Below are 16682 nucleotides of genomic sequence, written 5' to 3' on the forward strand. Positions count from 1 at the left end.
GAAGGAAGGGCGATAAGAATGACGGAATCATTTTTACATGAAGACAATGAAGTATTTCTGAAAAAGATACCTGACAAGCTTCCCATCCTTCCTTTACGGAATACGGTTGCATACCCGTTTATGCCCCTGCCGTTGTCGATAAATATTCCCGGATCAATGAAGCTGATTGAAGACGCTTTTAAAGGCGATCATTTAATCGGGCTTGCAGCAATGAAAGACAGCTCGGTCATAGAACCCATGCCGGAACAAATTCATGAGATCGGCACCGTTTGCATACTGAACAGGATCGTTCATCTGGGCGACGACAGTCTGCAGATATTTCTTTATGGGTTTGAACGGTTCCGCATTACCTCCTGGCATGAGACAGAACCGTATTTGAAAGCAGGGATTTTATTGCACCCGGACACTCTCGAACACGATAATGAGCTTGAAGCTGCTTTCAGAACCCTGCAGACGCTTTCCAAGGAATTCATTTCACTTCTTCCGAATATTCCGGCTGCTGCGCATGATTACATTGATAAAATAAAAGATCCCCGTCATCTTTTGTATCTGGTGGCATCCAATATCCAGATTAAACTCAAGGATGCGCAGGAACTGCTTGAAACGGACAGCGTGAAGGATAAGTTGCACCTGCTGATTTTTCATTTATCGCATGAAAAGGAGATCCTTAAGCTGAAGCAGAAGATCCAATCGGATGTCAACCGATCCATGGAAAAAAAACATCATGAGTACTATCTTCGCCAGCAGCTCAAAGCGATTCAAAAAGAGTTGGGAGAATCGGAGGAAAGCCAGTCTGACGTCGATGAATATACTGAGAAGATAGAAAAAGCCGGCCTTCCGGATGAAGCCAAACAGGAGGCGTTGCGCGAGTTGAAACGAATGGGCGAGATGTCTCGGAACTCGGCGGAATACGGCGTCATAAAAACCTATCTGGACTGGATCGTCGATTTACCCTGGCAGATACGGACAGAAGATGAACTGGACATCAATCACGCACGGACTGTTTTGGATGATGATCACTATGACCTGGCAGACGTCAAAAATAGAATCCTGGAATATCTGGCTGTCCGACAGCTGGTAAATACCCGCCGGATTCAGTCGGAACCCGACACCATCGGAAATGAAAACCAGGCCATGGGCGCTATTTTGTGTTTTGCCGGACCGCCGGGCGTCGGGAAAACGAGTCTCGGGCAAAGTATCGCCCGTTCTCTTGGAAGAAAATTCACGCGCATGAGTCTGGGAGGAATGAGGGACGAGGCCGAAATCCGCGGTCACAGACGAACCTATATCGGTGCCATGCCCGGCCGGATCATACAGGCAATTAAACGGGCAGGCTCGCGTAATCCTGTTTTTATGCTGGATGAAGTGGATAAGATCGGCAGCGACTGGCGCGGTGATCCGAGCAGTGCCCTCCTTGAAGTACTCGACCCTGCACAGAACAATACTTTCCGTGATCATTATCTGAATGTGGATTTTGACCTGAGCGATGTGATTTTCATCACGACCGCGAATCAGCTCGAGGCCATCCCCCCGCCCCTGAAGGACCGCATGGAAATCATCCAGCTGGAGGGTTATACGGAATATGAAAAAATCATGATTGCAAAAAATTATTTGGTCCATCGTCAGTTGAATCAAAACGGCCTGACCGCTAAAGAAGTATCGTTTAGCATAGACGCTTTAAAAAAAATCGTTCAAAGCTATACCCGGGAGGCGGGGGTCAGGAATCTGGAACGTGAAATCGGAACCATTTGCCGCCGGATCGCCGTAAAAATTGTCAGCCGGGAAATAACGGATATTGCCGTAACCTCCGACCATGTCCGGGAGTTCCTGAAAAAGGAAAAATTTGAATCCGAATCTTCCGAGCCTTTCAAAATACCGGGAATCGCCACCGGCCTTTCAGTGACAACGGTTGGGGGGGATATCCTTTTCATCGAGGCAACCTGGATGAAAGGCAAAGGGACGTTTCTCATCACCGGACAGCTGGGGGATGTGATGCGGGAAAGCGCTCAGATCGCCCACAGTTATATTCGGTCCAAAGCCGAAGAGCTCGGGATTGATCCTGATGTATTTAAACATACCGATGTTCACATCCATGTTCCGGCCGGTGCAATTCCAAAAGATGGTCCATCTGCAGGTATTACCATCCTTGCGGCAATGGCGAGTCTGTTCAGCGGTCGGATTATCAGCAGGCATATCGGTATGACGGGAGAGATCACGCTCAGGGGCCGGGTCCTGCCTGTGGGCGGGATCAAGATGAAAGTCCTTGCGGCGCATCGGGCCGGCCTGACAAAGGTGATCCTGCCCAAACGCAATGAAAGTGATGTAAATGAGTTGCCGGAAGAGGTGCGTCAATCCATTGAATTTTTACCTGTTGAATGGATTGATGAAGCGTTGAATATCATCTTGGTGCAGTGACATTCAATCCATATTTTGCCGTATTCTTCAATTTTTCGGTATCATTTTTTCCGCGATGCGGATAAACGCATCCGTGATAGGAGATTGCGCGTGTAAGTGTTGAAATGAAACGCCCTGATCCCCACACGTTACCATGTCCGGGTCAAACGGAATTCTGCCCAGAAACCTGAGCCCATAGGTTTTTGCGGTTTTTTCTCCTCCGCCGGTTCCGAAAATATCAACATTCTTCCCGCAATGAGGACAGATAAACCCACTCATATTTTCAATAATCCCCAAAATGCCCATATGAACCTTTCGACAAAAACTGATGGATTTGCGGATATCTGCCAGTGCCACTTCCTGGGGAGTCGTAACGATAATGGCCTGGGCGTCCGGGATCAACTTGGCAACGGTCAAGGGCTCATCCCCAGTTCCAGGCGGGGAGTCAATGACCAGAAAATCCAAGACACCCCAGCCGACTTCCCCGATAAACTGCCTTATGACGGTATGTTTGACAGGTCCCCGCCAGATAATGGCGTCGTCCTTGTTCTGGGTCAGGATTTCCATGGATACAACCTTTAAATTATCTCCATAGCGCATGGGCACCATCTTTTTATCAAGGTCGACCGAGAGGATACCAGATAGTCCAAGCATCTGGGGGACATCCGGTCCGTGGATATCAACATCCAGCAATCCCACTTTATACCCCATATTTGCAAGTGCAATGGCAAGATTGACGGATACGCTTGTTTTCCCGACGCCTCCCTTACCGCTCATCACAATGAATTTCCTGCTGATTTTTTTTAACGCGTCTGGGGCAAGGCCGTCCGGTTTCTGATTCGGCATATGACTTGCAATCCCGCTTCTTGAAGAGTGTTTCATATTTTCCCCTCTGTTACAGATTTTACGATATGACCTTGTTCTGTTTAGCTATGTAAAGCAAATTTTATATCAAACTATATTAAAAAATAAATCATATGTAATTTCAGCTTATTACACAAAAATAAGACATTAGGCGTCTTTTTTTTGGGGATTGTTTTTTATCCAGCCTGTGCAGGGTCAGCAGGCGATTTAGCTGCCGGGCAGTAATGCCGGCTTTCTGGGCGGTCTCGTTTGTTTGGCCGTTCGTTTGCTTTATCAGACTGGTCAGGTAGGAAATTTTACAGGTGTTGACCGCTATCCCCGGACTTACATATAAATTTGATCAAAGTCAATCGCCCGGGTCAGAATTCCATACTTCCGGCCCGGGACGTATTTTCGGTATTACTGCGTACAGGCGGCAATAATCTATTTCACGGCAATTTCAATTAGCTTGGGTTTTGATTTTTCCGTTTTAGGCAGGCGAAGTGTTAATACGCCCTCCTTGAATTGGGCTTCAATCTGTTCTTCGGCCACATTGTCCGGCATGGAAAAACTGCGCAGAAAGCTGCCGTAATGCCGCTCAATCCTGTGGTACTTTACACTTTTATCCTCTTTTTCCCGTTTCCGTTCTCCCCTGATGTTGAGAACCCCGTTATCAATGGTAATCTTGATATCTTCCCGTTTGATTTCAGGGATCTCCACCTTGATGGTAAAATCCAAATCGGTTTCGGCAATGTCCGCGCGAGGAGCCCAGTCTCCAGAAGTCAACAGTTCCTGATTACCCAATGAAGGCCGGTTCGAATGCGTCAAGTATTTGGTGAACATATCATCGATTTCCCGGAACGGATCCCATTTGGTCAGTTTCATTTTTGTCTCCTTTTATTTAAGTAAATACAGGTCATTTGTTATTTTGTTACGGTTTTCGTTCAGACACTAAATAACAATCACCGAGTTATCACAATTCCCGTAAACGCTATGAATATACGCGTCGGCTTTTGCATCGTTGAACCAGTTCACCCCATCCGAAAGGTATCTGAACTGATATTTTTTATTGAGATCAAGGTTCACCGTAGCAGTAAAGGTGCCGTTTTTGTCCTTTTTCATGGGCGTTGCACATTTGTCCCATTGATTGAATTCACCCACCACGTGCATTTCTTTTGCACCACCTCCCATCTCTTTTTGAGCCAGGAAAGTTACCTTGCACTGTGATTTGTTTTTTAGATATTGTTTTTTGATCGTCATAATTTTCCTCCTTATCTTTTCCAAATTGATTAAGAGTCTGGATTCCCAGTTGTAACAGGTTTACAGGATTTACGGAAAAGAGGTCTTTCTGGAAATTCTTAAATAAGAATAGATGGTTTATGATTGCAAATCAATACTATAGAAGACTATAAAAAAAATCATTAATCAACTACTAAAAATAGGGGATTATTCAGTTGGTTTCGCTTCGGCAGTCTGGCCGAAAAGGTGTTCCGGCACTGGGCACTGCCCGGTACCGGTCATAAGTCTGAGGCAGGGGTTTGCAACGTCCGGAAGCAAGGCCTTCGCCGAAACCTTTGCCCCGGCATTTAACCTAAAGGAGTCTATCCTATGACAATTGTTTCGGGCTGTATATTCAACCGGAAGCTGTGGGGTCTCATCTTCTCCGTTTTCGGACATCGGATGTCCGATCCCTCCCCCAATGCCTCCGGCGTCAGGCCACATCATTATAATCCGCATCAATGACATCATCTCCGGAATTTTGACTCGCTTGGCCATCCGATCCGGAAGCCTGTCGGTAAAGTTGTTCTGACATCTTGTAAGATGCCTTCTGCAACTCACCGGTCAACCGATCAATCTCGTTTATGTTTTCCCTTTCCATGGCTTTTTCAGTCGCCCGATGGCCTTTTTAATTTTTGTCCGGGGCTGGCTGTCGTCAAAGTACGCCGGTATCGTAATCACGGCGTCCCTGACGCTCTCTCCCAGGTATTGCTCCACCGTATTCTTGATGACGGTGTAGTCCGGGTCCCTTCGGGATTTATCACCACAGTTGCCTGTGCCCCCTCCATAATAGCCACGCATGAATTGGTTGTGCCCAGGTCAATACCGATTGTTACTCCCATTATAGTTTCTCCGAATTATGGGGTTATCTTCACTATCGCCGATATATAAAAGAGGTAGGTCTTGAAATTTTTAAATGAGAACAGGGGGAATTATAATTACAAGTCAAAATATTTAATAATACCCTACTATACCCCAGTGATGTCCGGTTAGGTTTTTGCATCACGTGATTTTATTGGTTCTTTGAAATTATTGTCCTCAATCGGTTCAGAGTTGCCTTGGCCGTTAAATAATTCATTCAAAATTTTAGTTCGTAATTGCCGAACCCTTTTGATGGAGACTTTCTCATTGAATTCTTCATGGCAATATATCGCCATCAGCAGATATGTTATAAGACCACCCAAAATTTGAACCATCAGACCATACTTACTTCTGGCAATCAGGTGATAAACTTTAAGGTGCTCCTTCCACCATTTAAAGAAGGATTCTACACTCCACCTGAGTTTATAAATCGTTGCTATTTGTTCTGCAGTCAGCTTACGACGATCAGTAGCAACATAATATTTTGTCCCGAAAATCTGATAACCAACAACACGGACAGGTTCCCGGGTTTGATTTTGCCCCGGAGTTCCAAGAAGCACTAATGCATCATAAAAAATATAACTGCCTTTTTCCGTTGGATATTGTTCAATGATTGTCCTTGTCGTTTTGGACTTGATCCGACAAACAAAATGTTTGTTTTTGCCCTGAAGCAAATCAAAAATGTCATGGGATTGGTAACCCCGGTCCATAACGCCGGTTTGTCCTTCAGTAAGAATTTGATCAATGAAAAGGCGTTCAGCTCCGTGATTGATTTTAATGCCGGACTGATACGGGTACTGGGCAAGGGAAACAAAACGCGCATCATACCAGTGGGCAAAAGTGCCCTTGATGCCATCCAAACCTACCGGGCTGATCTTAAGAAAAATTATTCTGCCGTATTTTTAAATAAAAATTTTGGAAGGCTTGGCAGGCCGTCCATTCGACGTATTCTGGATAAGGTGGTCTTGGAATGCGGGTTAGGCTTAAAAATATCACCCTACACCTTACGGCATACCTTTGCCACTCATATGCTGGATTCCGGTGCAGATCTTCGGGGTATTCAGGAGATATTGGGCCATGCCAGCCTGTCTACTACCCAGGTGTACACTCATGTGAGCATGGATCGCCTGATGGCGGTGTACGACAAAGCCCATCCACGAAGTTAGGGCGATTGGCTTTAATTACATCAATGAGTCGGCGGCTTTGAAAATTTTGATACGGATGGCGGCTGTATTTGGCCGCCCTTTAAAACAATCCACAACAGATTCAACTGCGAGTGTCTGATAAGCCTGCTTTTTAAATTTTAGCTTCATTTTAAGTCACTTAGCATATTTTATTCTGCATTTATTCTGCAAAACATGTATTTTATTCTGCAATTTTCCATTGGGGGGTCTTTTTAGAACCCTCATTTTGAATTTTTCCTGATCTTCGAAGTTTCGTAAGAAGATTGGCAATTTTTTTCTTTTTTTGTTCATTGTCCAAAACATTGCTTAATTTATTCAGAAGCAATTTATCTATCTCCCCACGAGACGCTTTGTTAAATTTTTTCAAATAATCGGTGATCAGTTTGCAGTAATAATCGTCATCCTGAGCTCTTGTTTTGATGTAATCGGCTTTAGTGGCAGTCACTTTGGCCACCGTAGCAGATACATGTAAATGAGGTTTACGCCCCTCGATTAACCCTGCCTTCGCAGGTGCTTAATCATATCATCCGACAATGGCAACCTTTTTTGAACTCTGTCTAATGCCAGGACTTGATCAAGGGGTAAATTTATCTTTTGAATAAGCATCCGGCTATACGCCGGATCAACTATTTTTCCATGAATTCTAAGCCTAACCGCATTGGATTCACTTAAATCAAAATCAGGCATTGGAAAAAAACGACGTGCCTGGGCAACGTGGATGGAATGAATACTATACCCCATGGTATCTATCATATTCAATTCAATTCAGCCATTGCCTGGGCCAGAAAAGGATTGCGATACCGACGCGGCGTTTTATTTCCGATAATATAGTCTTCGGGCAGCCCTTCAAAAAATCGGCCTTCATTTTCAAAATACAGACAATCCGGCTGTTCCGTCACAATGATACGTCCGTTACGAGAGTAATCCTGGTGAGCGATACAATTGTGCAGTGCTTCTAGAACAATACGTTGGTCGTACTTGGAAACCTCGACGGCAAACAGTTGATCATCCGGGAGAATGCGGACCTGAATATTTCGTATCTTTCGATATACACTTGTTGTATTCAGGAAAAAAGGCAGTCCGAAATGTTCATACGCCCGTTCAAGCCCTTCAAGTTTCCAGGTGATCTGCCCTGGATGCGGGGACAGCAGATACGCTGATTCCGGTTTTCCCAACAAAAGTATTGTTGTGCGTGTAATTCTGCCATCCTGGGTTAATTTGGCCCGGTCAAGAAACGTTTTCATGGGCCAGCCCATAACCCCTTCGCTGGAAAATCGATTTGCATATTTTTGTGCAAACGACTCACGTGCTTTTTGCAGGGCATCCGTGTCAAGGTGATCAAAAGTTCCATCAGGGATGATCTGGGCAGACCAGTCTTCAATCATCGTCTGTTGACGGATATTATCAACTTTATCAAGTCCCAGATGGGTTAAGCTTTCACCGGCACGGGCATAATAATGGCCTTTCCATGCAATGGGCATTCCCAAAGGCGCGGCAGGCACTTCAAAGAGCACGACACGTCCCTGAGAGTGCTGCAGCTCATAAATGTTTCGAAACGTGATGCTTGGCTCTGTGCTGTCCGCAATCTGCATTTTTGTGCTTTGCAGTCGTTCAGAATCCAGGCGGTAATTAGACCCCACCACAGAACGGGTTTTATTGTTAACGCCAAAAATCAGCCAGGCACGTTCCAATCCGCGCAAATTTACTTCGTTGGCCAAAGCAGAAAAATAAGAGCCGATTTTATCAGTTTTATAATCGTTGCCGGCTTCTTTAAACTCAACAATTTCACTTTCCCATTCATCAATCAAGGTACCAAGCAATGCCGTCAATTCGGACTGTTTCATTCAAGTTCACCTTTTTAAAATTGTTTTGTCATCCGTGTGCGGACTCATGAGTTTAAAAATTTGTTCTACGTTTATTTTTACACTGTCGTCCTTAAAGCCGAAATACCCCGGATTATCCCTGTCACTTCGGGGGCATTATATCTTTACAGAAATTTTTTATGTTGCTACTCATTATATTTGAGGCCATGCTCTTTTGAAAGATTAAGAATTTTTTACCTGGAAACCACCGAAAAAAAGGTAACGACTAATCTGAAGAACTGAAAACTAAATGGGGTGACCATATGAGTTCTGCATCAGTTAGATATTTTATTATCACAGATGAATCCGAAATTTTCCGAGTCTCAATCAATAAGTTCAAACGTCTTTTAAAAGCAACAAGTGAAGAAAAATTAGAAAGATTTGCCGGAAAGCGTGTGCGTGTTGCAGAAATTTGTGTAAAGCTTGAGAACCGAAAGCCAATTGAGGTTATACGTGCTATTTATTATTATTTGCACTTCAATGAAAAAGGCATCCTTGATGAAGAGTATTTAATAAAAAGTCGCGATATTGTATTCGCTGCTGGTGATGAGATTTCCAGCATATTCATAGAAAAAGAACAAAGAAATGTAATAAATGCACAGCAGGAGTTTGCAAAAAGGCAACGTGATCATGCTGTTTGGTGGAAACCTAATATGCAACTTGAACGTAATATCTTAGATGCTTCGATTGATGAGTTTAAGTGTAAAAGCTTATAATTATATAGGATAAAAAGTATAATGACTGGCGGACAAAATAGAACGCAAATCAAAACCGGACAAACCGTATCCATTGTATTAAAAAAAGACCAAAGAACAGGCGTTCTGACCCAAGGCGTCGTAAAAAATATTTTAACAAAATCGTCTTTTCATCCCCATGGTATAAAAGTCCGATTGGAAAATGGCCTTGTTGGCAGAGTTAAGGCCATTCACGGTTAAAAGCTCAGATTCACCATGTATTTTAAAGTCACATATTCAGCCATTTATAACTGGAAAGGTTCAGGGACCGAACAGGAACAGAACGATCCAGGCCTTATGGATTCATTCTGTCATTTGATCATTGCTCAAGAAGCAACAACCGAGGCCACCTGGATAATCTTAATCGATCAAGGCGAAGATACAGGTGTACCGACAACTAACTGTATTCAATACATTATTCCAAGAATTTGTGAAAGATTTAAATTGAAGATAGCCAACCTACGTGCTTTTGAAGTCTGGCCGTACCATCAAGGAGACCCCAGGCTGAAATATACAGAAGTTGTGATATCGGATATAAGTTTTGACGATGACAATGAGCGGGTGCTTCGAAATTCCTGGAGACCAACCGATGATAAGGATGCCAAGATCCTGGATCAACTAATTGAGACGGTTGGTGATAAAGTCATCCGGGAGGAAGTTTAATGAATTTTTCCAGCTGCCAGGAATGGTGCTGGACAAGAGACGGGTGGTTACATTTAAATGTGTCGGGAAATTGAGGGACAGAATCAATGGACAAAATTGACCCTAAATTATATAGACTGCCAGCGCGAACAGTTTTGCTCAAGGATGATCACGATAACTTTGTCCTTTATATCGACAGAAAAAGCCGGATCATCATGAAGGATGCCTCTGTCATCCTTGAGAAAGCTGAGAAGATAAGGAAGACTGCCCCAGGTGTCACAATCAAACTGGAAACGACAGCGCCTGTTTGCAGCAAATCAACAAAGTTTCTTTCAGACAATGGAATTGAGATCATTTCAAAAAAATAATGCAACCAGTCATCCCAGATAAAAACGAATTCATCTCGCTTACTACGATGAAAATGCCTTTTGGCAAATATAAAGGTCTCCGTCTTGTGGATCTGCCGGAACCTTATCTGGTCTGGTTTTCCCGTAAAGGGTTTCCAGAGGGTAAATTGGGTAGACTGCTGCGGACCGTCTATGAAATCAAACTCAACGGCCTGGAATATCTGTTCAAACAGAAATGAAGCTCTATACCGCTCAATACAAATATTGTGGTGATGATCGGCTTGATATTACCGTAAAAGGCAAAGATTCAATTTCAATAGGCTGTTTATTTGCGCCCACCTGGAAAATGGTCATGGGATCAAAAGAAGGAAAAATTTCATCGGATGAATACAAATAAATGTATCGGGAGCTGCCGCAAAAATTTTACCGGGAAATTTTAGGCATCTGGAATGATATTCTGGGCCGGGAAGAGCTAACGCTTGTTTGCTTCTGTGCATCCGGGACGGACTGTCATCGGTATCTTCTGGCAGGACACCTGGAAACACTTGGTGCTGAATATAATGGGGAACGGATTTAATGCCTGACAAAAATTGGTCGTCATATCTCCTGAAATGTTCAGATGGCTCTCTGTACTGGGGCGTCACTAAAAATATGGAAAATCGGCTGATAAAGCATAACGAAGGGACTGCTTCAAAATATACAAGATCTCGCCTGCCGGTAAAATTGGCTGCCATCAAAGGACATTTTACCAAACGTGAGGCCTTCCATCTGGAATATCAAATCAAAAACACGCCAACTCACAAAAAAATAGCAACGCTGAATGACTGGAAACCTGAAAATTGAATGCTGTCAAAATCCCGTATGACCAGCTGAGCCCCGAGGCTTTGCATGGTGTCATTGAAGAATTTGTAACAAGGGATGGCACTGACTATGGTGAGGTGGAAATTCCCCTGGAAACAAAAATTGCCCAGGTGCTGGCCGTGGTGGTTTTTGCTATGGGCAACAATACTTTTGGTAGTGGTGGTGGTACTGGGCGGGGTGAGCTCTCCGCAATCATGGTATTTATGTGGGGTGTAACCCTTGATAGTAAAGGCGTTAACTATTTTTGTTATTGAATGCTGCCTTCAGAAAGGTTTGAGTGGACCTATATATAATGGCTTGATTTTATCAGAATACCTCGGCCAGATTTACATGTTACCGCACCGGGATTATTCGACATTATCTGCATCGACATGCAATGCATCCACACATTTTAATTCTTCCAGAATTTTTGATTTACGCTTGAACTTCTTTTAACGCCCGGTAAATGGTCTGCCGGGACACTCCAAACTGTTCAGCCAGAGCGTTCTTTTCTTGCCCTTGCTCCACCAGATCAGCAATCTGACATTTATCGGCCAGGGTCAATTTTGGAGCCCTGCCGAACTTCACGCCTTTTGCCAGGGCTTTTTTTATCCCTTCAGTTTGCCGTTCCCGGATCAGGGAACGCTCGAATTCCGCAACGGCTCCCATGATCTGAAGCATCAGCATAGACATGGGATTGTCCTCTCCGGTAAATTCCAAGCCTTCCTTGTGAAATTTGACAACAATCCCCTGACTGGTCAGGCCTTGAACCATGGCCTGGAGGTCGGCAAGGCTCCGGGCTAACCGGTCCATAGAATGGACGTGCAGCCGGTCCCCTTCCCGAAGGTAATCCAGGCAAGCCTGAAGTTGGGGCCGGTTGGTGTCTTTGCCTGTTTGTTTATCCTCAAAAATTTTATCCAGAGGTACACCGTCAAGTTGCCGGTCTGTTTTTTGGTTTGTTGATGATACCCTTGTATAGCCTATTTCCGCTTTATGTCCTTTGGGGTACATTATCTAATCCCTTCTATTGAAAAATTCTGCTGTTCCTGCTGATTTTAAATTTTGCGAGGCTCATCTTCAAACTCAACATTCAAATAGATTTCAGATAACGGCAGTTCAAAATTAACGGATTCCAGCTTCAAAATCTGCTCTAACCCATCGTATGATTGATAACCCCACATATCGTTTTGGCGTATATATTGCTCAACCCAACATTCATGTTGGGAAACAAGGATATATTCTTGAAGCGTAGGAATTGCCCGATAATAAGCAAACTTTTTCGTCCTATCAAAACGTTCGGTTGAATCTGAAAGAATTTCAATAACGATAACAGGATTTGTTAGGGTATCAAACTTATCATCTTCAAATCTTGCATCCCCACAGGAAATAGTAAGATCAGGATAGGTATAATTTCCTGCTGTTTTAACCCGCATGTCATTAGAAAATACTTCGCACTGAGCCGGGTTTGTTTCAAAATTGATCCCTAATTTTTTTGTCAAATTCACATTTATGCGGTTGTGGTTCCTGCTGGCCCCAACCATAGCGAAAACCTCACCATTAAAAAATTCATGCTTAATATCCAGAGAGGTCCTTTCCATCTCCAAATATTCAGCCGGTGACATCAAATTTTTTTCTTGCGGCTGTGCTGGCATATTCTATCTCCTGTTTGTGTACCAAAAACTTTAAGAATTTATATAACATCATGTAACAAAAATTAAAAATAACTTTTTGATACATGATTGTTCTCGGTTACAACTCATGTTCCAAAAACTGTAGTTTGGATTACAGATCTATTTTTTAGATTGCTCAGCTTTCAACTTCTGATACTCTTCGCCCATTTCCTCCAGGGCTTTTTCAAATGCTTTACCCATATCAATCAAGGTACCAAGCAATGCCGTCAATTCGGACTGTTTCATTCAAGCTTGCCTTTTTTAAATTGTTTTTACATCCGTGTGCGGACTCATGAGTTTAAAAATTTGTTCTACGTTTATTTTTACACTGTCGTCCTTAAAGCCGAAATACCCCGGATTATCCCTGTCACTTCGGGGGCATTATTTTATTATCACAGATGAATCCGAAATTTTCCGAGTCTCAATCAATAAGTTCAAACGTCTTTTAGAAGCAACAAGTGAAGAAAAATTAGAAAGATTTGCCGGAATGCGCCCCCGCCAACTCACCGGCCCTCGCCTTCAGAAAGCTGGACATGGTGCTCATTTTTTTCGGCAGATAAGACACTTCCGGCGTTACGAATAGAATTCTGGGCTGTTTAAAAATATGATGCATCGGGTTCTCCTATCATTCAAATATTTTGAAAATCAGGTAACCCAGGGCCGGAATACCGGCTGCCCCAGGAATGGTAAGGACCCTGGCCAGAACAATATTCCCCGTCACTCCCCACTTGAACGACAATCGCGCAATGTTCATTTGAAAGAGTTCACCCATCGATAAGGTATCTGAACTGATGTCTTTTTAAAAAATAGAGGGGTTATGATTACAAATCAACACGACAAAAGACTATAAAAAACCATATAAACAAACTATTTAAAATAGGGGATTATTCGAGGGAGAGCAGGAATGACCGAAGATTGATTTTTTTATTTTTCAGGTTTGTTTTTGCCCGGATATTATCCCGGTGGCGAGAGACGGTGTGAAAAGAGCAGTTCAGGATTTGCGATATTTCTTTGTTGGATTTTCCCGATTTAATAAGGTGGGCTACATGAATTTCCGTAGGGGTTAAATTGATCAGTTTATCTGATAATTTTTTTGAAAACGGGGAAAGGATATTTTTTAAACGCAATTCCAGAATCTGGATTATTTCTCGCTGATCTTCCTGTGTCAGGGTGTTTTTCAGATTTTGAATAATAGGGGTAAGCACTATTTGATAGTTGGCGAATATATTTTGTCCAATTTCCTCTTTATCCAGTTCTCTTCTTTTCAGCAGCACTTTCAATGCGGCATTCATCTCTTTCAGTTCAGCAGCCTTTTGTTCTAATTTCAGCTCGGTTTGCCTGTGCGCAGTAATGTCGATCTGATATTCTAAGACCCGGCAGAGTTGTCCGTTAGGCTCAAATATCGGGAATGCATATGTTTCCATGTTCAGCTGATTTCCCTGATCATCGTAATGTAACAGTTCTCCAATAAAGGGTTTGCCCGTTCGCTTGATTTCCTGAACCGGGCATGGATGATCATCATCGGTACAAGGCGTGCTCCGATGGTGGGCGACCGCATGGCATTTGAGCCCTATAACCTTTTCCCCGCCGTAAGCATTATTGGCCAGTTCAATGGTATAGTCGCTTGCGTTTATCACGACAAACGGGTTTGTTATCGAATTAATGGTTGTTCTCAGGAACATCTCACTGTGCTTCACTGCCTCTGTCAATCGGACTCGCTCTATAATACGCCCCAATCTTTCCGATATAGTATTCAGCAAACAAGACTCTTCTATCAAAAATGATCCTTCATTAAATGCCGGTCGATTCTCTGTGTAGCACACCGTCATCTGCCCCGCCTTCTTTCCCTGAATGACAATATCACTGGTCTGCATCCATTGCGTTTTCCTAAAACCCTTGGTCTGAAAGATCTGCCCTTCCAGCTCAATGCAAGCTTCCGCGATTCCGGGGAATTGCCACGCCTGGGGAATCATCAAAACTGTTGTTTTCAATACCTCGTTTAAACTGATCTCCGGTTTCTCCAACAGGTCGGAAAATCGGAATAAAAGATTCAGCTTCTTGATCCGTTCTTTTAATGCATACTCTAAACGTTTGGACTCGCTGATGTCAGTTAGCGTAACCTGGCAGACGGAAGATTGTCCGGCGTTCTTCGCAATCATAAAATCCAGCCGCGTCCAGAACAGCGATTTGTCATTTCTCAGCATTTGCAGTTCAATGGTCTGGGGTTGACCGGTTTCAAAAACGATTTTCCAGTGGCGGTGGTATCTAAGATAATCCTCACTTAAGATAAACTCAGAGATCGGCCTGTTGATCAGGTCTCTTCGGATCCGGCCGAGCAGGGTGACGGCAGTGAGATTGACATCCTGGATGAATCCTTTTTCATTAACAACACAATAGCCCACCGGTGCGAGATTATAAAGGTCGAAATAACGTTTGCGGGAGAGCTCCAGTTCCTCTTGGGCCGCACAGAGTTCATCATTTTGCATTTGCAGCTCAATCTTGTGTACCTCCAGTTCGTGAATCAGTTCACCGATTTCTTCGCGTGACAAGGTTGTAAAATCGTCCGGCAAGGCCCCTGTTTCTTGTTTAATTTTTTTTTCAGCCCGGCGTCTAAGTTCAGAGGCGCTATCGGGTTGGTTATCCTTGTTATTCAAAATGTATCCCTGGTACGGTAGGGTATGATGCGCATGTTGAACCATCTCCCTTCATCGGTTTGCACTTCGGTTTCAACGGGTGTCAAATACTGCAGGACCTTTTCCAGATCTCTAATCATGTTGTCGTATTTCAGGTTACTGGCAACATGCCGGATAGGCCTGCCGATATCTGTGGGAATGAGGTTGACTATCATCGTGGCTTCAGGTGTAAACCGCCGAACCTGCATGTTATTGTCCACAAAAATATTCTGGATTTCCTCATTGGTTGATTTGAGCTCTTCATTTGACGATTCCAGCTCTTTGATAGTTGTCTGATGACTTTCCCTGGTTGTCTGCAGCTTCCGTTCCAATTCAGCAATGCGCGTTGACGCAAGCGAGGAGTCATCTTTACCGGCGTGGTCCCCTGTTTCGTCCATGGATTCGGATTCGATATCCTCAAAAACCACAAGTAACCGTCCGGCAAGCTCATCGGGTTTCTTTAAAGGGCAAACATGCAGATTGATCAGTTGATAATTTCCGTTGGTCTTTACAGACAGTCTTTTCTTGGTTGCTTTAGCAGCCGATGATCGGGCAACCCTAAGGGTGGCTGACAGTTCTATGTGCAGTCCCTCACGCACCATATCCAGAATGTTGTTGGTGACAGGGCCGCTCGGTGTCTCAAGGTATTTACCGGTCCGGCCGTGTATATTTATAATGTCGCCATCGGGAAAACGGCGGGTCCTTGATAACATTCTGGACGGAAAAGACCACACAATCCCGAATTTCCTTTCGTATACGGTAAAAATCTCCCTCTTGAATGAAGAAACGATTCACACGCTCCTCGCCCAGATCCGCTTTGATACTGCACGGATAGACACCTTGACGGGCTTTGCTGATGGCCCGGTTGTCAATATGCGTACCAAATATTTGCAGGTTTATCCGGTTTGAAGTCTTGTCAAGGACCTCTTTAAAAGCCATCCTGCTTGTTGGCGGAACCTTTGTAAAAAATGCCTTTAATGCTTCCAACCCCCCGGCGGACGCCCTCAATCCCACAACAGGAAATGATTTTAGTGTTGATTTTGTTTCAATACTGCCGGTTGCTTTTTCCCCTAGGTTTCATGACTTTTTGATTTCGATTGCGACAATTGGGTTTTTATCCCTTTCTTTTTAGGCCCTGTAACCTATTTTAGCACTTCACACTTCACTATACCAAAATTATAGGACGGCACAATATTTTTCCGGCCACGGAAGTTTAAAATAAAAAGGGATCTCTATCACGGATAGGTTTGTCCGAACCCGAGAGCAGGAATCGCGCATCTACTTCTCAACTGTCCGATACCAGGCTATAGTTGCTCCGAAACCGGTTTGAATAATTGATCAAGGTGGGGCCGCCC

The 16682-nt window shown here is 43.8% G+C and carries 27 protein-coding genes and 2 pseudogenes; 10 read left to right on the forward strand and 19 right to left on the reverse strand.

Annotated features, from left to right (window positions below):
- Window positions 1-18: 18 nt before the first annotated feature.
- Complete coding sequence (gene lon, locus DESPODRAFT_RS15705; protein WP_004074732.1) at window positions 19-2415, forward strand: endopeptidase La; 2397 nt, start codon at window positions 19-21, stop codon at window positions 2413-2415.
- Window positions 2416-2442: 27 nt separating this feature from the next.
- Here lon and DESPODRAFT_RS15710 read toward each other — a convergent pair whose 3' ends face one another.
- The 8 genes and pseudogenes from DESPODRAFT_RS15710 to DESPODRAFT_RS19625 all read right to left on the reverse strand — a co-directional run.
- A complete protein-coding gene (locus DESPODRAFT_RS15710; protein WP_004074735.1) occupies window positions 2443-3276 on the reverse strand; it encodes an Mrp/NBP35 family ATP-binding protein in 834 nt (277 codons plus the stop codon).
- Window positions 3277-3681: 405 nt separating this feature from the next.
- Window positions 3682-4122 carry an Hsp20/alpha crystallin family protein gene (locus tag DESPODRAFT_RS15715; protein ID WP_004074737.1) on the reverse strand — a complete coding sequence of 147 codons (441 nt, stop codon included), beginning with the start codon at window positions 4120-4122 and terminating at the stop codon, window positions 3682-3684.
- Between the two features lie 66 nt (window positions 4123-4188).
- Window positions 4189-4497, reverse strand: coding sequence for an isoamylase early set domain-containing protein (locus DESPODRAFT_RS15720; RefSeq protein WP_004074739.1), 309 nt, complete (start codon window positions 4495-4497; stop codon window positions 4189-4191).
- Between the two features lie 186 nt (window positions 4498-4683).
- The gene (locus tag DESPODRAFT_RS15725; protein WP_157488506.1) at window positions 4684-4962 is read right to left on the reverse strand and encodes a hypothetical protein; all 279 of its coding nucleotides are present in this window, start codon (window positions 4960-4962) and stop codon (window positions 4684-4686) included.
- On the reverse strand, window positions 4949-5116 hold the full coding sequence (locus DESPODRAFT_RS21895; RefSeq protein ID WP_157488507.1) for a hypothetical protein: 168 nt from the start codon (window positions 5114-5116) through the stop codon (window positions 4949-4951). Before DESPODRAFT_RS21895 ends, DESPODRAFT_RS15725 begins: the two co-directional genes overlap by 14 nt.
- Window positions 5098-5232 carry an Hsp70 family protein gene (locus DESPODRAFT_RS21900; RefSeq protein WP_172635734.1) on the reverse strand — a complete coding sequence of 45 codons (135 nt, stop codon included), beginning with the start codon at window positions 5230-5232 and terminating at the stop codon, window positions 5098-5100. Before DESPODRAFT_RS21900 ends, DESPODRAFT_RS21895 begins: the two co-directional genes overlap by 19 nt.
- Window positions 5233-5243: 11 nt before the next feature.
- Window positions 5244-5357: pseudogene (locus tag DESPODRAFT_RS21905) on the reverse strand (Hsp70 family protein); the annotation flags it as partial.
- A 147-nt stretch (window positions 5358-5504) separates the two neighbouring features.
- Window positions 5505-6134, reverse strand: a pseudogene (locus DESPODRAFT_RS19625) (IS4 family transposase); the annotation flags it as partial.
- A gap of 6 nt (window positions 6135-6140) precedes the next feature.
- Between DESPODRAFT_RS19625 and DESPODRAFT_RS15740 the strand changes: the two are divergent.
- Entirely contained in the window at window positions 6141-6542 is a 402-nt protein-coding gene (locus DESPODRAFT_RS15740) for a tyrosine-type recombinase/integrase (RefSeq protein ID WP_245531941.1), read from the forward strand.
- A gap of 199 nt (window positions 6543-6741) precedes the next feature.
- Here DESPODRAFT_RS15740 and DESPODRAFT_RS20675 read toward each other — a convergent pair whose 3' ends face one another.
- From DESPODRAFT_RS20675 to DESPODRAFT_RS15745, 3 genes are read right to left on the reverse strand one after another with little or no spacing between them, the layout of a single operon-like run.
- Complete coding sequence (locus tag DESPODRAFT_RS20675) at window positions 6742-7005, reverse strand: hypothetical protein (protein WP_216594016.1); 264 nt, start codon at window positions 7003-7005, stop codon at window positions 6742-6744.
- A gap of 47 nt (window positions 7006-7052) precedes the next feature.
- Window positions 7053-7319 carry a hypothetical protein gene (locus DESPODRAFT_RS20680; RefSeq protein WP_216594017.1) on the reverse strand — a complete coding sequence of 89 codons (267 nt, stop codon included), beginning with the start codon at window positions 7317-7319 and terminating at the stop codon, window positions 7053-7055.
- Window positions 7316-8404 (reverse strand): ATP-binding protein, encoded by a 1089-nt coding sequence (locus DESPODRAFT_RS15745; RefSeq protein ID WP_216594018.1) that lies wholly within the window; start codon window positions 8402-8404, stop codon window positions 7316-7318. Before DESPODRAFT_RS15745 ends, DESPODRAFT_RS20680 begins: the two co-directional genes overlap by 4 nt.
- A gap of 281 nt (window positions 8405-8685) precedes the next feature.
- Here DESPODRAFT_RS15745 and DESPODRAFT_RS15750 point away from each other — a divergent pair, with 281 nt between their 5' ends.
- From DESPODRAFT_RS15750 to DESPODRAFT_RS21260, 8 genes are all read left to right on the forward strand, one after another.
- On the forward strand, window positions 8686-9138 hold the full coding sequence (locus tag DESPODRAFT_RS15750; protein WP_004074744.1) for a hypothetical protein: 453 nt from the start codon (window positions 8686-8688) through the stop codon (window positions 9136-9138).
- Between the two features lie 21 nt (window positions 9139-9159).
- A complete protein-coding gene (locus DESPODRAFT_RS15755) occupies window positions 9160-9357 on the forward strand; it encodes a YwbE family protein (protein WP_004074746.1) in 198 nt (65 codons plus the stop codon).
- Window positions 9358-9372: 15 nt separating this feature from the next.
- Window positions 9373-9819: a hypothetical protein gene (locus tag DESPODRAFT_RS15760; RefSeq protein ID WP_004074747.1), complete on the forward strand. Its 447-nt coding sequence runs from the start codon at window positions 9373-9375 to the stop codon at window positions 9817-9819.
- An 86-nt stretch (window positions 9820-9905) separates the two neighbouring features.
- Entirely contained in the window at window positions 9906-10166 is a 261-nt protein-coding gene (locus DESPODRAFT_RS15765) for a hypothetical protein (RefSeq protein WP_004074748.1), read from the forward strand.
- Complete coding sequence (locus tag DESPODRAFT_RS15770; RefSeq protein WP_004074749.1) at window positions 10166-10384, forward strand: DUF3820 family protein; 219 nt, start codon at window positions 10166-10168, stop codon at window positions 10382-10384. Before DESPODRAFT_RS15765 ends, DESPODRAFT_RS15770 begins: the two co-directional genes overlap by 1 nt.
- Before the next feature lie 158 nt (window positions 10385-10542).
- Window positions 10543-10722, forward strand: coding sequence for a hypothetical protein (locus DESPODRAFT_RS21255; RefSeq protein WP_004074751.1), 180 nt, complete (start codon window positions 10543-10545; stop codon window positions 10720-10722).
- Window positions 10722-10988: a GIY-YIG nuclease family protein gene (locus DESPODRAFT_RS15780; protein ID WP_004074752.1), complete on the forward strand. Its 267-nt coding sequence runs from the start codon at window positions 10722-10724 to the stop codon at window positions 10986-10988. The genes DESPODRAFT_RS21255 and DESPODRAFT_RS15780 overlap by 1 nt, the downstream gene beginning before the upstream one ends.
- Window positions 10985-11260, forward strand: a complete 276-nt coding sequence (locus DESPODRAFT_RS21260; RefSeq protein WP_004074753.1) for a YheU family protein — start codon at window positions 10985-10987, stop codon at window positions 11258-11260. The genes DESPODRAFT_RS15780 and DESPODRAFT_RS21260 overlap by 4 nt, the downstream gene beginning before the upstream one ends.
- Window positions 11261-11420: 160 nt before the next feature.
- On the opposite strand, the gene DESPODRAFT_RS15790 is transcribed toward DESPODRAFT_RS21260, so the two are convergent.
- The 8 genes from DESPODRAFT_RS15790 to DESPODRAFT_RS20685 form a co-directional block, all read right to left on the reverse strand.
- Complete coding sequence (locus DESPODRAFT_RS15790) at window positions 11421-11996, reverse strand: recombinase family protein (protein WP_004074755.1); 576 nt, start codon at window positions 11994-11996, stop codon at window positions 11421-11423.
- A gap of 44 nt (window positions 11997-12040) precedes the next feature.
- On the reverse strand, window positions 12041-12637 hold the full coding sequence (locus DESPODRAFT_RS15795) for a Uma2 family endonuclease (RefSeq protein ID WP_004074757.1): 597 nt from the start codon (window positions 12635-12637) through the stop codon (window positions 12041-12043).
- Window positions 12638-12775: 138 nt separating this feature from the next.
- Entirely contained in the window at window positions 12776-12901 is a 126-nt protein-coding gene (locus DESPODRAFT_RS21530; protein ID WP_004074761.1) for a hypothetical protein, read from the reverse strand.
- Window positions 12902-13124: 223 nt separating this feature from the next.
- Entirely contained in the window at window positions 13125-13268 is a 144-nt protein-coding gene (locus DESPODRAFT_RS20130; protein ID WP_004074763.1) for a hypothetical protein, read from the reverse strand.
- Window positions 13269-13280: 12 nt separating this feature from the next.
- Window positions 13281-13409 (reverse strand): hypothetical protein, encoded by a 129-nt coding sequence (locus DESPODRAFT_RS21535; protein ID WP_280985099.1) that lies wholly within the window; start codon window positions 13407-13409, stop codon window positions 13281-13283.
- Window positions 13410-13539: 130 nt separating this feature from the next.
- Window positions 13540-15309 carry a PAS and helix-turn-helix domain-containing protein gene (locus tag DESPODRAFT_RS15800; RefSeq protein WP_040016043.1) on the reverse strand — a complete coding sequence of 590 codons (1770 nt, stop codon included), beginning with the start codon at window positions 15307-15309 and terminating at the stop codon, window positions 13540-13542.
- Entirely contained in the window at window positions 15306-16061 is a 756-nt protein-coding gene (locus DESPODRAFT_RS15805) for a PAS domain-containing protein (RefSeq protein ID WP_004074773.1), read from the reverse strand. Before DESPODRAFT_RS15805 ends, DESPODRAFT_RS15800 begins: the two co-directional genes overlap by 4 nt.
- Window positions 15976-16266, reverse strand: coding sequence for a CheR family methyltransferase (locus DESPODRAFT_RS20685; protein ID WP_216594019.1), 291 nt, complete (start codon window positions 16264-16266; stop codon window positions 15976-15978). The genes DESPODRAFT_RS15805 and DESPODRAFT_RS20685 overlap by 86 nt, the downstream gene beginning before the upstream one ends.
- Window positions 16267-16682: the final 416 nt, after the last annotated feature.

This window comes from Desulfobacter postgatei 2ac9, assembly GCF_000233695.2.
Lineage (GTDB): Bacteria > Desulfobacterota > Desulfobacteria > Desulfobacterales > Desulfobacteraceae > Desulfobacter > Desulfobacter postgatei.